At 57.5% G+C, this 14,709-nt stretch carries 11 protein-coding genes, 1 tRNA gene and 3 pseudogenes; 8 read left to right on the top strand and 7 right to left on the bottom strand.

Annotated features, from left to right (window positions below):
* Nucleotides 1-19: 19 nt before the first annotated feature.
* Nucleotides 20-1,183: a cystathionine beta-lyase gene (locus CAter10_RS12390; RefSeq protein WP_061533644.1), complete on the top strand. Its 1,164-nt coding sequence runs from the start codon at nucleotides 20-22 to the stop codon at nucleotides 1,181-1,183.
* 88 nt (nucleotides 1,184-1,271) lie between these two features.
* Here the strand turns inward: CAter10_RS12390 and CAter10_RS12385 are convergent, their stop codons facing one another.
* The 4 genes and pseudogenes from CAter10_RS12385 to mfd form a co-directional block, all read right to left on the bottom strand.
* Entirely contained in the window at nucleotides 1,272-1,559 is a 288-nt protein-coding gene (locus tag CAter10_RS12385) for a GNAT family N-acetyltransferase (RefSeq protein ID WP_061533643.1), read from the bottom strand.
* A 344-nt stretch (nucleotides 1,560-1,903) separates the two neighbouring features.
* Nucleotides 1,904-2,266, bottom strand: coding sequence for a DUF4870 family protein (locus tag CAter10_RS12375; RefSeq protein WP_061533641.1), 363 nt, complete (start codon nucleotides 2,264-2,266; stop codon nucleotides 1,904-1,906).
* Nucleotides 2,267-2,323: 57 nt separating this feature from the next.
* Nucleotides 2,324-3,171 (bottom strand): annotated as a pseudogene (gene serB / locus CAter10_RS12370) (phosphoserine phosphatase SerB).
* A 54-nt stretch (nucleotides 3,172-3,225) separates the two neighbouring features.
* Nucleotides 3,226-6,672 carry a transcription-repair coupling factor gene (mfd, locus tag CAter10_RS12365; RefSeq protein WP_061533640.1) on the bottom strand — a complete coding sequence of 1,149 codons (3,447 nt, stop codon included), beginning with the start codon at nucleotides 6,670-6,672 and terminating at the stop codon, nucleotides 3,226-3,228.
* A 298-nt stretch (nucleotides 6,673-6,970) separates the two neighbouring features.
* Here mfd and ispD point away from each other — a divergent pair, with 298 nt between their 5' ends.
* Nucleotides 6,971-7,672 carry a 2-C-methyl-D-erythritol 4-phosphate cytidylyltransferase gene (gene ispD, locus CAter10_RS12360; protein WP_061533639.1) on the top strand — a complete coding sequence of 234 codons (702 nt, stop codon included), beginning with the start codon at nucleotides 6,971-6,973 and terminating at the stop codon, nucleotides 7,670-7,672.
* A gap of 31 nt (nucleotides 7,673-7,703) precedes the next feature.
* Nucleotides 7,704-8,195, top strand: coding sequence for a 2-C-methyl-D-erythritol 2,4-cyclodiphosphate synthase (gene ispF / locus CAter10_RS12355; RefSeq protein WP_061533638.1), 492 nt, complete (start codon nucleotides 7,704-7,706; stop codon nucleotides 8,193-8,195).
* 39 nt (nucleotides 8,196-8,234) lie between these two features.
* On the opposite strand, the pseudogene CAter10_RS12350 reads toward ispF, so the two are convergent.
* Nucleotides 8,235-9,574 (bottom strand): annotated as a pseudogene (locus CAter10_RS12350) (sensor histidine kinase).
* Between the two features lie 51 nt (nucleotides 9,575-9,625).
* Nucleotides 9,626-10,381, bottom strand: coding sequence for an osmolarity response regulator transcription factor OmpR (gene ompR / locus CAter10_RS12345; RefSeq protein ID WP_061533637.1), 756 nt, complete (start codon nucleotides 10,379-10,381; stop codon nucleotides 9,626-9,628).
* 165 nt (nucleotides 10,382-10,546) lie between these two features.
* Between ompR and CAter10_RS22865 the strand changes: the two genes are divergently transcribed.
* Entirely contained in the window at nucleotides 10,547-10,936 is a 390-nt protein-coding gene (locus CAter10_RS22865) for a hypothetical protein (protein WP_164840393.1), read from the top strand.
* A 104-nt stretch (nucleotides 10,937-11,040) separates the two neighbouring features.
* On the opposite strand, the gene CAter10_RS12340 is transcribed toward CAter10_RS22865, so the two are convergent.
* Nucleotides 11,041-11,117, bottom strand: a tRNA-Arg gene (locus CAter10_RS12340).
* A gap of 282 nt (nucleotides 11,118-11,399) precedes the next feature.
* On the opposite strand from CAter10_RS12340, the gene CAter10_RS12335 reads away from it, so the two are divergent.
* The 4 genes and pseudogenes from CAter10_RS12335 to CAter10_RS12320 all read left to right on the top strand — a co-directional run bounded on the left by CAter10_RS12335 (nucleotide 11,400) and on the right by CAter10_RS12320 (nucleotide 14,681).
* Nucleotides 11,400-11,942, top strand: coding sequence for an iron transporter (locus CAter10_RS12335; protein WP_061535320.1), 543 nt, complete (start codon nucleotides 11,400-11,402; stop codon nucleotides 11,940-11,942).
* Nucleotides 11,943-12,033: 91 nt separating this feature from the next.
* Nucleotides 12,034-12,330: a cupredoxin domain-containing protein gene (locus CAter10_RS12330; protein ID WP_335340218.1), complete on the top strand. Its 297-nt coding sequence runs from the start codon at nucleotides 12,034-12,036 to the stop codon at nucleotides 12,328-12,330.
* Nucleotides 12,331-12,431: 101 nt separating this feature from the next.
* A pseudogene (locus CAter10_RS12325) lies at nucleotides 12,432-13,285 on the top strand (FTR1 family iron permease).
* 4 nt (nucleotides 13,286-13,289) lie between these two features.
* Nucleotides 13,290-14,681, top strand: coding sequence for a 4Fe-4S binding protein (locus CAter10_RS12320; protein ID WP_061533635.1), 1,392 nt, complete (start codon nucleotides 13,290-13,292; stop codon nucleotides 14,679-14,681).
* Nucleotides 14,682-14,709 lie beyond the last annotated feature (28 nt).

Raw genomic sequence — 14,709 nt, 5'->3', positions numbered from 1 at the left:
AGAAATTCGTCCAGGACACATGGCAAAAAAGAATTTTCAGACCGCGCTGATCCATAGCGAGTACCAGGCGCCGGACGGCTTTGATGCTTTCCCGGTCGGTATCCATCACGCTTCCACGGTGCTGTTCAAGAACGTCGCCGCGATGCGGGCCCGTGACTGGCAGGAAAAGAACGGCTATACCTACGGCTTGCACGGCACTCCGACTTCCTTCACGCTTGAAGCACGCCTGGCTGAAATCGAAGGCGGTCGGCATTGCCTGTTGGCCCCTAGCGGGTTGGCGGCGATCACCATGGTCGACATGGCGCTGTTGAAGAGCGGCGACGACGTGCTGCTGCCGGATAATGTCTATAACCCGAATCGTGAGCTGGGTAACTGGCTGGCGCGCGATTTTGGTGTCAGCGCGCGCTATTACGATCCGTTGATCGGCGCCGGCATTGCCGATCTGATCCAGCCGAACACGCGTCTGATCTGGACCGAGGCGCCGGGTTCGGTGTCGATGGAAATGCCGGATATTCCTGCGATCTGCCAGGCAGCCCACGCCAGGAATGTGCTGGTCGCGATCGACAACACCTGGTCAGCTGGCCTGGCCTTGCGCGCTTTCGACCTTGGCGTCGATATCGTCATGCATGCACTTACCAAATACCAGTCGGGCGGTTCGGACGTCTTGATGGGCGCCGTCATTACGCGCGATGATGCCTTGAACCGACAGATGCAGGCAGCGCATATGCGGCTCGGTTTTGGTGTCGGCATGGATGATGTCTACCTGGTGTTGCGCAGCCTGCCGACCATGAAAATGCGCTTTGAAGCGCATGATGCGGCGGCGCGCACTGTCGCCGCCTGGCTCAAGCAGCGGCCCGAGATCAGCCGGGTGTTGCATCCTGCGTTTCCGGATTGCCCGGGGCATGAGATCTGGCAGCGCGATTGCAGCGGCGCTGCCGGCTTGTTCTCGGTGGTGTTTGATGCGCGTTATAGCGAAGAACAGACCGACCGTTTCGTCGATAGCTTGAAGCTGTTCAAGATCGGTTATAGCTGGGGCGGCGCAAATAGCCTGTGCGTGCCTTACCGAATCCAGGGCATGCGGCAGGACTGGACAGATCCGGGCATCCTGGTGCGCTTCAATATCGGGCTGGAAGATCCGCAAGATCTGATTGCCGATATCGAGCAGGCGCTTGCTACTTTGTAGCGTCGGTTTTTAGGATGGAAAAAATGCCGGCCTCGACAGGTCAGCATTTTTTTACCAGCGCTTTTTTCACAAAAATGCCAGCCGGCGGTTAACCCAATTGCTGCAGCATATACACCGCATCGGGCTGATCTGCAGACACCTGGTAGCTGGCCAGATTTTCCCTGGCTTGCGACGGCAGCCCGTCAGTTGCCTGATAGCCCAGCGTACCCCAGAACGACTGTGATTGTTGTACCGACACCAGCGCAGACCAGTTCAGGCCGGCGCTGCGCGCATGCGCCAATGCAGCAGCGACCAGGACATTGGCAGCGCGTTTGCCGCGTGCTGCCGGCGCTACGGCCAGGTCGTGCAGATACAGGCAGTCCGGCGTTGCGGCCAACTTGAATTGGGCGCCGAGCGGGTGACGAGGTCTTTGCTTGAGGGGTAGCTGAACAAATAGGCATCAGCGCTATCGGGAGCCCGCGACCAGATCCAGCAGGTCGCAGGCGTCAGCGCCAGGCGGGCACGGAATACGTCCTCGGATTCCAGCATCGACGGCGGATAGCACTCGGCCTGGATGCGCATGACGGCGGGGATGTCGCTGGCAAGCATGGCCCGGACCACGGGAAAGAGGATGGTGTTGGGCATGGTCGAAGCACTGAGCGGTTGGAAGATATGGCCACTGCCCGCGATTGCGGGCAGTGTGCCGTTACAAGCTTGGTTACAGCCTCGCTGCGAGTTCGGTCAGGCAGGCATTGCCTTGTTGTCATTCAGGTCGATCAGGCCCTTGATCAGGCGATAGGCCTTCCACAACCAGGCCAGTCCCCACACCACGAACGCCAATGGAATGCCGATGACGGTCAGGAACAGGGCGCCGCCGACGAACATCCACAGCAGATACCACCAGAATGAGCGGATCTGCCAGTTATGGTGGCTATATACAAAGGAGTCCGCCGCATCCTGTCGCTTGACATAATTGACGATCAAGGGAATCCAGGACAGTGCGCCGAGCGAGAACAGCAGGCTGGCGGCATGACACAGGTAGAGCCACCAGGCAAGATTTTTCTCTGAGTGCAATTTGCTATCGAAAACCAGTTCGTTGGCCATGTTTTTCCTTCAAGGTTAAGGATTTATCGTTATAGTCAGCGCCGATTTCCCTGAAAATCACGCCAATATAGGCAAGATGCCATCCAAACCGACAAAATTCAAGGCCACGCTGGCTTGCGCGCGCACCACCGGCTTGGCGCGGAAAGCTACCGAGAGACCGGCGATCTTCATCATGTTGAGGTCGTTCGCGCCGTCGCCCATGACGATCGCCTGGCTGGTGGTGATGCCTAGCTCAGTGCAGACGCGCTCAACGGTGTTTCTTTTCTCGTCGGCATTGACGATGCCGCCGGCCACCTTGCCAGTCAGCTTGCCGTCGACGATTTCCAGTACGTTGGAATGGGCGTAATCCAGTCCAAGCTTGGCTTTCATGCGGTCGGTGAAGAAGGTGAAGCCACCCGATACCAGTAGTGTCTTGATGCCTGCCGCCTTGATTGCCGCCAGCATCGGTTCCGCCCCAATGATAGTTGTAGCCGTTCATCATAGACACGTTGCAAGGCGGAAGCGTCCAGCCCCTTTAACAAAGCTACGCGGCGGGCCAGGCTTTCGTTGAACTCCAGTTCGCCGCGCATCGCCGCTTCAGTGATCGCTGCGACTTGCGGTTTGAGGCCTTGCATATCGGCGATTTCGTCGATGCATTCGATGGTGATCAGGGTCGAGTCCATGTCCATCGCCAGCAATTTGAAATCGCCGAGTTTGACGTCCGGCGGTTGTAGCGCGTAGTCGATGCCGGCGCTGAAACAGGTGGCGTCGAGCTGCGCCTTCTGCTCATCGGGCAGCGCGACGTTATCGCAGCGCCATGCATGGTGGCCGGTATCGCTAATGTTGACCGCGTTTGCGCCGATCAAGGTGGAAATTTGCTTGATGGCGCCATGTTCTGCGTGCAAGCTTTGCAGGGTCAGTTTCATTTTTCAGTGTTTGTTATATGTAAGGGGGTGAATGGCATAGCTGTCATGTTCAGCTTATCCGGCAAGGGCCTTGATTGTCGATTTGACTTGCACAAGACGAGCCGCCAGGTCAGGCATGTTGGCGGTGATGCGCAATTTGTCCTGACCATTCAGTTTGATGTGCCGGTTCTTTTGAATCAGTTCTATGATGCGCATGGCGTCGATCGGTGGGTTCGGTACGAATTGCAACAGCGCCGAATCGGTGTGCGCATCAATCTTGACGATGCCGATCGATTTGGCGGCAATCCGCAGCCGGTGCGTTTCAATCAATGCCTTGGCCGGATCCGGTAGTTTGCCGAAGCGATCGATCAACTCCTCCTGCAGATCATCGATTTTGCCTTGAACGTTGCAATTTGCCAGGCGCTTGTAGATCGACAGCCGCTCGTGCACATCGCCGCAGTAATCGCTCGGCAGCAAGGCCGGCACATGCAGATTGATTTCGGTGGTGGTCGCCAACGGTGCGGCCAGGTCCGGCTCCTTGCCGTTCTTCAGCGAGCGCACAGCTTCATTGAGCATGTCGGAATACAGCTGGAAGCCGATCTCGTGCATTTCGCCGGACTGGTTGTCGCCCAGTACCTCGCCGGCGCCACGGATTTCCAGGTCGTGCATCGCCAGGTAAAAGCCGCTGCCGAGTTCTTCCATCTGCTGAATCGCATCCAGGCGGCGCTGCGCCAGTTTGGTCAAGCCTTGCACGTCGTGCACCAGCAAATAGGCGTAAGCCTGATGATGCGAGCGGCCGACCCGGCCGCGCAACTGGTGCAATTGGGCCAGGCCGAATTTGTCGGCACGATGCATGATGATGGTGTTGGCGGTCGGCACGTCGATACCGGTTTCGATAATCGTGGTGCACAGCAGGATGTTGAAGCGTTGCGCGACGAAATCGCGCATTACCTTTTCCAGGTCGCGCTCGTGCATCTGGCCGTGAGCGATGCCGATGCGCGCTTCCGGCAGCAGCGCTTCCAGCATTGCCTTGCGGTTCTGGATGGTTTCGACTTCGTTGTGCAGGAAATAGACTTGGCCGCCGCGCTTCAATTCGCGCAGGCAGGCCTCGCGGATGGTCGATTCGCCTTCGCTGCGCACGAATGTCTTGATCGCCAGACGTTTTTGCGGTGCGGTGGCGATGATCGAGAATTCGCGCAAGCCTTCCAGCGCCATGCCCAGCGTGCGCGGGATCGGCGTTGCGGTCAGCGTCAGGACGTCCACTTCTGAGCGCAATGCCTTCAACGCTTCTTTCTGCCGCACGCCGAAACGATGCTCTTCGTCGATGATGACTAATCCGAGACGTGAGAACTTGATGTCGTCGGACAGCAATTTATGCGTGCCGATGACGATATCAAGCGTGCCGTCAGCCATGCCCTTGATCGCTTGCGTAACTTCCTTGCCACTGCGGAAACGTGACAGCTCGGCGATTTTCACGGGCCAGTCGGCAAAGCGGTCAGCAAAGGTTTGCGCGTGCTGTTCCGCCAGCAGGGTGGTCGGCGCCAGGATCGCAACCTGCTTGCCGCCCAGTACCGCGACGAAGGCGGCGCGCAGCGCCACTTCGGTCTTGCCGAAGCCGACGTCGCCGCAGATCAGGCGGTCCATCGGTTTGCCGCTGGTCATGTCCTGGATCACGGCGTTGATGGCGGCAGCCTGGTCGGCGGTTTCTTCGAAGCCGAAACTTTCGGCGAAGGCTTCGTAATCGTGTGCCGAGTATTCGAATGCATGGCCTTGCCGTACCGCGCGGCGCGCATACAGGTTCAACAGTTCGGCGGCAGTGTCGCGCACTTGCTGCGCAGCCTTGCGCTTGGCCTTTTCCCATTGGCCCGAGCCGAGCGCATGGAGCGGCGCATCTTCCGGCGAGGCGCCGGAATAGCGCGAAATCACATGCAGTTGCGACACCGGCACGTACAGCTTGGTGTCCTTGGCGTATTCCAGGTGCAGGAATTCGGTCTCGCCTTCACCCAGGTCCATGCTGAGCAGGCCCATGTAGCGACCAATGCCATGGTTGACGTGTACTACCGGATCGCCGATCTTCAGCTCGGAAAGGTCGCGCACCATCGATTCGACCTGGGTCGCGCCTTCTTGTTTCTTCTTGCCGATGCGACGGCCGGAACCGGCATACAACTCGGTTTCGGTGATGAAGGTGAATTGCGGCAGTTCGAAACCGGCGTGCAACGGCGCCACGCCCAGCATCAATTTTTCGCTGGACGTGATGAAGTCGGCATAGCCTTCGCACAGCGCAAGCGGCAAATTATATTCGTTGAAATACTGCTGCAAGGTTTCGCGGCGGCCGTTCGATTCGGCGCAAATCATCACGCGGCGATCGGTTTGCAGCAGGTAGGAACGCAGATTGGTCAGCGGGTCGTCAATGCGGCGGTTGACGGCAATGTTGGGTATCGGCGCCGACAGTTCCGAGGCCGCGTCGCTGTGTTTGATGACCCAACGGCCGAACGGTTTGGCCAGGCCGAAGAATAATTCGTCGGTCAAGAACAGCGCTTCCGGCGCCAATAACGGTCGCTCGCGGTCTGACTTCAGGAATTTGTAGCGCGAATGCGTATCGCCCCAGAAACGCTGGATGGCGCCTTCGATGTCGCCGACTAGTGCGAACATCGTGCTGTCCGGCAGATAATCGAACAGAGTTGCGGTTTCCTCGAAAAATAGCGGCAGATAATATTCGATGCCGGCCGAGGCGATGCCGCTGCCAATATCCTTGTAGATTGCCGAGCGCGACGGATCGCCTTCGAACACTTCGCGCCAGCGGCTGCGGAACGCCGAGCGTGCCGCTTCATCCATCGGGAATTCGCGGCCAGGCAGCAAGCGTACTTCCTTGACTGGGTACAGCGAGCGCTGGGTGTCGGCGTCGAAGGTGCGAATGGTTTCGATGGTGTCGCCAAACAGGTCTAGCCGGTAAGGCAATACCGAACCCATCGGGAAAATGTCGATCAGGCCGCCGCGCACCGAATACTCGCCGGGCGACATGACCTGGTTGACATGGCTATAGCCGGCCAGCGTCAGCTGTGACTTCAGGCGCGCCTCGTCGAGTGTCTCGCCTTGCTTGAAAAAGAACGTGTAGCCGGCCAGGAAGGACGGTGGCGCCATTTTCACCAGCGCGGTGGTGGCGGGTACCAGCAGCACATCGCATTGGCCGTTCTGCACCTCGTATAGCGTCGCCAGGCGTTCCGACACCAGATCCTGGTGCGGCGAGAAGGCATCATAGGGCAGGGTTTCCCAGTCAGGCAACAGATGACAGCGCAGGCCGTTCTGCCGGTCCTCTGCCTGGGCGGCCTGGAACCAAGGAATTTCGGTGCGCAGCCGCTGGCCGTCGGTGGCGTCCGCCACTACGACGACCAGCATCCGGCGTTGCGCCTTCAGCGCCAGTGCGGCTTGCGCCAACGCGAATGCATCGGACGAACCATGCGCTGCCGGCAGCGCAAAACGTGTGGCCGGCTTTGGCAACAATTTTTCTAGATCGAAGGACATTAGGGCCTGTTTAACACACTACAGCGCAAACCATAGCGAACGCCGGCTCGCGGGCCGTCGTACAAGAGCGGCCCAGCCACGCAGGATGTGGCTAAAAAAAGCCACAATACGCCTGATTTGACAGTTAAAATTCAGAGCCGCATTATAAACCACGGGCCACATTGCCGAATTTCATCTGCCCGACCGGCGTTTTGTGCCGCGCGTGGCCAGGGGTGAGCGGATATTGTCTCAAGCAATCCTCCATTTTTTGTTAAATATCCATGACATTTCCTCATAATTTCCAGCGGATCGCCTGCGTATGAGTGGTCCACGCCAACCACGTCATTTTGGCCTGATTCCTGCCGCCGGCATCGGCGCCCGGCTTGGGGCAGGCATTCCCAAGCAATACATGCCGCTGGCCGGCAAGCCGATGCTGGCGCATGTACTGGACACCTTTGCGGCGACCGCAGTCATCGCTCATACCTTTGTTGTGGTCAGTGCCGATGACGGTTATATCGGCGACCTGGTGGCGGCTGCGCCGCATTGGCAGGGACGCATCACGATCTTGTTTCATGGTGGCGCTGATCGCCACGCGTCGGTGTTGAACGGCTTGAATGCGATCCGCACACAGGTCAGCGACGACGATTGGATGCTGGTGCACGATGCGGCGCGGCCGGGATTGACCAGCGGCTTGATTGAACACTTGATCGCGGCATTGCGGGATGATGCGGTCGGCGGCCTGTTGGCGTTGCCGGTGGTCGATACGCTCAAGCGCAGCGACCAGGACGGCCGCGTGGCGCAGACTGTGGAGCGCACCGCGCTGTGGGCGGCGCAGACGCCGCAGATGTTCCGGTACGGCCTATTGTTGCAGGCCTTGACGCAAGCGACGGCACTGACCGATGAGGCGGGAGCGATTGAAATGCTGGGATTGCAGCCGTGCCTGGTCGAGGGCAGTCCGCGCAATTTCAAGGTGACTTTGCCGCATGACGTGGCGCTGGCAGAAATGTTTTTGAGGAGTTGACATTGCAGGACGTTTTTTTAAAGGAAGAGGCATGAGCAAGCATCCCGGATTTCGCATTGGCCAAGGTTACGATTGCCACGCATTGCAGGTCGGCAGGCCATTGATCATCGGTGGCGTGACGATTGCGCACAAGACGGGTTTGCTGGGACACTCGGATGCCGACGTATTGCTGCATGCAGTGATTGACGCCTTGTTTGGCGCGGCGGCCCTGGGCGATATCGGTCGCCATTTTTCCGACACGGACGCGCAGTTTGCCGGCGCTGATTCCCGCAAGTTGTTGCGCGAGGCGGTGCGTTTGATTGGCGAGGCTGGATTTGCAGTAGGCAATATCGATTCGACCATCATCGCCCAGGCGCCGAAGATGGCGCCGCATATTCCGCAAATGGTGCAGCACATTGCGGCCGATTGCGGTATCGCGGTGAATCAGGTCAACGTCAAGGCCAAGACCAATGAAAAACTTGGCTATCTGGGGCGGGAAGAGGGCATCGCGGCGGAGGCCGTCGCGCTGCTCTATTCTTTATGACGCCAGGCAGCAGAGCTTGAACCCGCTGGGCTCACAGCATTAAGTTTTCAGCTGCAATTCTATCTGGGTCGCCAGACCGCCACCTTCGCGATTGCTGACACGCAGTTTGCCGCCATGCTGCTTGACGATGCGGCTGACAATGGCCAATCCGAGGCCTGAGCCATTTGCCTGTCCTCTGGCAACGTCAAGCCGTGTGAACGGCCGCAGCAAGCGATCTATTTCGCCCTCAGGGATGCCCTGGCCGCGATCGGCGATGCTGATGAGCAGCTTGTCCTGGCGGGAGCTGCAATCGATGTCGATTACAGTGAAATCGTCGCCTTCCTTCTTGCCATAACGGCGAGAATTCTCGATCAGGTTATTGAAGACACGGCTTAGTTCGGTGACGTCGCCCATGGTGTGCAAATTGGGGGCGATGTGAGCATGAATCCGTACATCGACCTGGCGTTCCGCCGTTTGAATGACGGTTTCGAGCAATTCGCTCATGTCGATTTTTTCGAAGCTGCTGGTATCGGTCGGTTTGGCATAGTGCAGGAACTGGCCGATGATGCCGTCCATCTGCGCCAGGTCAGATTGCATGCCGGTGCGTGCATCATCGGACAGGTTTGCCATTTCCACTTCAAGCAGCATGCGTGCAAGCGGAGTACGCAAATCATGTGAAATGCCGGCCAGAATAATCGCGCGATCGGATTCGATGCGTTGCAGGTCATTGACCATCTGATTGAAGCTGCGGTTGGCTTCTTCAATTTCGGTGGGGCCGGTTTCGGGCAACGGATCCGGCGCAAGCCTTTCGCCACGGCGCGCGTCGCAGCAGTCAGGCGCGACAAGGGTTGGTTGATCAACGTCGAAATGAACATCGCGCCCAGTAACGACAGCACCAATGCAATCCCTGCCCATTGTAGCCACTGAACGCCCGAGCTGCGGTCGACGCGATCGCGGTCGAGCATCAGCCAGTATTCGTCGCCATCGATCTTGAAGCTGACCCAGAAACCGCCGATATCGTTGACCTTGGAAGAAAAACGGGTTTGGTTGCCGAGGCGGGAGCGGACTTCGCGTTCCAGGTCTGGCATGATCGTCGAATCTGGCGGCGGATCGATCTGGTCGGTGTCTTCCAGCGGATAGATGCGGATACCTTCATTACTGGCGAGATCGAACAGCAGTTCACGCCGCAGGTCAGGCGCCGAGTGGGTCAAGGCGGCACGAGTGATGGTGACGATCGAGATGATCTGAGCGGCGACCTGCTGCGCCCGCGGGCCACGTTCGACGATCCTGAAGCTGGCGACCCACGCCACCATGCTGACCGTGATGAGGAAAGCGAGCATGAAAAAGGTCCGCCAAAGCAGACCACTTTTTAGCCAGGCCAGTCGATTAGCCGTTGTCATGTAGCAGGACTATACAACGGCTTTGGGCGATGGATACTGCGCAAGCAAGCATCAACGCGGCTGACCTTCCGGAATGAACACGTAGCCGAGTCCCCACACCGTTTGTATGTAGAGTGGGCTGGCAGGATCTGGCTCGATCAGTTTACGCAAGCGGGAAATTTGCACGTCCAGGCTGCGGTCGAACACTTCGTATTCTCGGCCACGTGCCAGCTCCATCAGTTTTTCGCGAGACAACGGCTGCCGTGCATGTCGGGCAAATACCTTGAGCACCGAGAACTCACCTGTGGTCAGTGGAATCGAATCGCCGTTTTTCTTCAGGGTGCGGGTGCCGAGGTCGAGCACGAATTCGCCGAACTCGAAAGATTGCGGCGATTCCGATGGCGCTCCCGGCAATTCTTCCGGACCTTTGCGGCGCAGCACCGCGCCGATACGCGCTACCAGTTCGCGCGGATTGAATGGCTTGGGCAGATAATCGTCAGCACCCATCTCCAGGCCGACGATGCGGTCGACGTCTTCGCCTTTTGCGGTCAACATGATGATCGGCGTCTGGTCGCCGGCGCCACGCAGGCGTCGGCAAATTGCCAGGCCATCTTCGCCGGGCAGCATCAGATCGAGCACTAGCAGATCGTAGCGCTCACGAATCCATAGCTTGTTCATCGCCTGGGCATTCTCGGCCGTGACGACCTGGAAGCCTTGCTCCGTCAGATAACGTCGCAGCAGATCGCGCAATCGAATGTCGTCGTCAACCACCAGGATTTTATGCTGGTGGGCGTTGGATGTTTGTGTTGGGGTGTTGATCGTATTCATGGTCGTATGGTAACTTCAGAGTGCGCAACAAAAATATAGTTGATGCCCATGGATTACAAAGTGTTACAAACTTTACCAAAAACGTCTTATGACAAGTAGTAGGGGAGCTTACACTTAATTCGTGATGATGAAATTCTAATCGCTACCCCTGAATTCAAAGAAGACGTGCATATGATGATGTTTCGGAAAATCAGTATTTGTTTGTTGCTGCTATTGGCGGCGATGGGCGCATCTGCACGTTCCGAGCGAATGCCCGAAGAGCGTCAGCAGCGCGGTTCTCCTCCGCCTTCACAGTATGATGCACGACGCGGTGGAGCGCCAGATGAGCAGTGGCAAAATCGCGGTCGCAATGGTGAGCCAAACGAGGGCCGGCGCGCCCGAGGATGTCGCCGGATGAGCGGCGCGAATTGCGTCAGCAGATCGATCGGGCCGGGCGCGATATTTATCCGCCGCGACGTTGATGTCGAAAACAATTTAGCACGAAATGGTATGACGATAAAAACCGGTGATGAAGATCTCCGGTTTTTTTTATTGGTGCCCGGCCGGCGTGAGTAAATTCGCAGGCATGGCTGGGCAAGAGTGGATGTGTGGAAGATTAAAAACGGAAGCAGTAAACCAGAAAGGGGTTGCAAGATTTCTCTTGCAACCCCTCGAATTACTGGTGCGGCTGGCAGGAATCGAACCCACGACCCCTTGGTTCGTAGCCAAGTACTCTATCCAGCTGAGCTACAGCCGCGAAAAACAAAATTATATCTGAGCTTTGTTTATTTTGGAAGAGAAAATATTTAAAAAACTTTATATTTTCTTGCTGCTTGCAGAGTGAAACTCTTTTTCTGCTTGCGCTCAACCAAGTCCGCTACTATGCCATAGACATTTCTATTTGGGAAGCTTTATTTTGATTTTTGTTTTGGAGATGGTGCGCGTTTCCGATTGCGGTAGCTCGGCGATGGCCTTAACGTCCCAATGATATAATCAAACAATAATCATTATCATTTATTGCTTGGGAAAGGTTGATGACATGAATGTGAAGTTATATGCGGCTGTGGCGCTAATGTCGGCAGGATTTGTGAACGCGGCGATTGCCGCTGAGTATCCGATCGGCAAACAACAAATCATGAATGGCCTTGAAATCGCTGCCGTGTACTTGCAGCCGATCAAAATGGAGCCGGAAGGCATGATGCGCAAAGCTGAAGAATCGGACATTCATGTCGAGGCTGATATTCGTGCAGTGAAAAACAATCCCAACGGTTTTGCCGAAGGTGACTGGATGCCGAACCTGGTGATTTCCTATGAATTCACGAAGGCAGGTTCGAAGCAGGTGATCAAGGGCGACATGATGCCAATGGTGGCCAGTGACGGCCCGCATTACGGCGATAACGTCAAGCTCGCAGGGCCGGGTAAGTACACATTGAAAATGATCATTTCACCGCCTTCGGCCAATGTCGGTGCGCACTTCGGCCGTCATGTGGACAAGGAAACCGGTGTCGGCCCTTGGTTCAAACCGTTTGAAGTGACGAATGAATTCACCTTCGCCGGCGTCGGTAAAAAGGGCGGCTATTGATTTCGCTGCCAGTCGGTTGCAATGATCGCGGGATTTTTTTGGAGAACGTGACGATGGTTTCAGGCAAGGTGAGGGCTTTTTTGGTATCGGTATCTTATTGGTGGCGACGCTGGCAAATGCTGCCGACCTGCCGACCTTCAAACTGGAAATGAAAGACGGTGTGTTGAATCCGGTTCGCATCGAGGTGCCGGCCGGAAAGAAGATCAAGATCGAAATCCATAACGTCGGTAAATCTGCGGTGGAATTCGAAAGCGTGCAGCTGCGCAAAGAGAAGGTGTTGGCTCCTGGCGCGGAATCGTTTGTTGTGATTGCACCGCTGTCGCCAGGCGAATATAAATTTTTCGATGATTTCCATACCCAGGCGCAGGGTGTGATTGTGGCCAAGTAAGAGGGTGTGCAATTCGACTGTATACATATAAGTTGAGCTGGATGCTGTTGCCGCCGCGGCGCGACCGGGATCTAGTGTCCGACTGACTGAGGATAGAAGAGATGGGGCAGATATTGTTTATTGTCTGGCGCGAGAGCGTCGAGGCGTTGCTGGTAGTGGGTATCTTACATGCCTGGCTGAAGCATGGCGGCGAAGCTGCGCGACGTGGCTTGCCGTATTTGTGGGGCGGCGTCGGCGTCGGCCTGCTGGCGGCGATCGGCCTCGGTGCTGCGTTGCTGGGTTTCAGCGAATTGCTGTCGGGCGATGCGCAGGATTACTTCCAGATCGTCATGGTGATCGTGGCTGCAATACTGATCGTCCAGATGGTGTTCTGGATGCGCAAGCATGGTCGTACGCTCAAGCGCGAAATGGAAACTTCATTGTCCGAGAACCTGCAAAGCGCCAATTGGTGGGCGTATTTGCATTGGCGGCGCTGGCGATTGCGCGCGAAGGCAGTGAAACCGTGATCTTCCTTTATGGGCTCGGTCTGGCGCAGCAAGGCGACAGCGCGGGGGCAATGGTGCTGGCGGCACTGGTGGGCTTCGCGCTGGCGTTCCTGACTTTTTACCTGCTGCAGCTGGGCGGAAAGATTTTCTCGTGGCGCCGTTTCTTCCAGGTTACCGAGATCATCCTGCTGTTTCTTGCTGCAGGCTTGCTGCTGACCGGTATCGAGCGCCTGATGTCGCTGGACCTGATTCCGACACTGATCGATCCAATCTGGGACAGCTCACGCCTGCTTGACGATACAACGACCTTCGGCAGCCTGGTTTCGACACTGACCGGCTATCGCGCACAGCCCGCGTTGATGAGCTTGCTGGTCTATGTTGCCTACTGGGTCGGCGTGCTGCTGTTTCTCAAGCGTGCCCAGCCAGCGCCGCCGCAGGCTGCGGCAACGTCGGCCGCGTCGGTAAAGTAAGCCGATGAATACTTGCGCCATCCCGCAAACGCGGCTGTCCCGCACCGCCGACTGGATGCGGGATCATGCCAAGCTGATCCGCTGGATACAGTGGGGAATAGTGCTGTTGTATGGTTTCCTGATACTGGTACCGATCTTTCTACCTCTGCCGGACGAAACTGCGCATATCTGGTCCAACTTGACGCTGATTGCGCAGTTTGCGTTCTGGGGTATCTGGTGGCCGTTCGTGTTGATCAGCATGGTGTTGATGGGGCGTGTCTGGTGCGGCGTGCTGTGCCCAGAAGGCGCATTGACCGAATTCGCCAGCCGCCATGGCCGCGGCAAGGCGATTCCGCACTGGATGCGTTGGGGCGGCTGGCCGTTCGTGGCGTTTGCGCTGACCACAATTTATGGCCAGATGGTCAGCGTCTATCAATATCCGAAAGCGGTGCTGCTGGTGCTCGGCGGCTCCACGCTCGGCGCGATCATCGTCGGCTATCTGTATGGCCGCGACAAGCGCGTCTGGTGCAAATACCTGTGCCCGGTCAACGGCGTGTTCGGACTGCTGGCCAAGCTGGCGCCGTTCCACTACAAGGTCGACGAGACCGCATGGCGCGCGTCCTACAATACTCATGGACGCAAGACGATTGCCATCAATTGCGCGCCGTTGGTGCCATTGCGCGCCATGAAGGGGGCTTCCGATTGCCATATGTGCGGGCGTTGCAGTGGTCATCGCGATGCCATTGAACTGACCTGGCGCGCGCCAACCGAGGAAATTGTCGAGCATGGCCGTCAGCACAACAGCTTGTGGGAAAGTGCGCTCGCTCTGTACGGCCTGATGGGAATTGCGATCGGCGCCTTCCACTGGTCGGCTAGCCCGTGGTTCGTGCAGGTCAAGCAGGCGCTGGCGACCTGGCTCATCGATCGCGATATCATGTGGCCGTTCGCCACCAATGCGCCGTGGTGGGTGTTGACCAATTATCCGGCGCAGAGCGATGTGTTCAGTTGGCTCGATGGTGGCCTTGTGATTGGGTACATCCTGACCACTGGACTGGTGCTGGGCACCGCGCTGAGCTTGTTGTTTGCATTGGCTACGCGTTTTCTGGGCGGCTGGGATCAGAGTCGTTTCAACCATCTGGTGCAGGCGACGATTCCGCTTGCAGGCTGTGGCGTGTTTGTCGGCTTGTCGGCAACCACTATCAGTCTGTTGCGCGGCGAGCATCTGCCCGTATTTTGGGCCAACGACTTGCGCGCCATCCTGCTGATCGGTACCAGCTTGTGGAGTGTCTGGCTGGCCTGGCGCGTTACCGGCCGCCATACGTCGTCGCTGCCGCGGCGCCTGCTGAGCATGGCCGCCGTCGTAGGCGGCCTGGCGCTCGTCAATTTTGCCTGGCTGCTGATGTTCTGGTTGTGGTGAAATTCCATCACTCCCGAGGCGGGATCCA

Origin of the sequence: Collimonas arenae, assembly GCF_001584165.1 — a bacterium.
GTDB lineage: Bacteria > Pseudomonadota > Gammaproteobacteria > Burkholderiales > Burkholderiaceae_D > Collimonas > Collimonas arenae.
The sequence above is the reverse complement of the archived record's forward strand: the minus strand, read 5'-3'. Positions and strand labels throughout refer to the sequence as shown.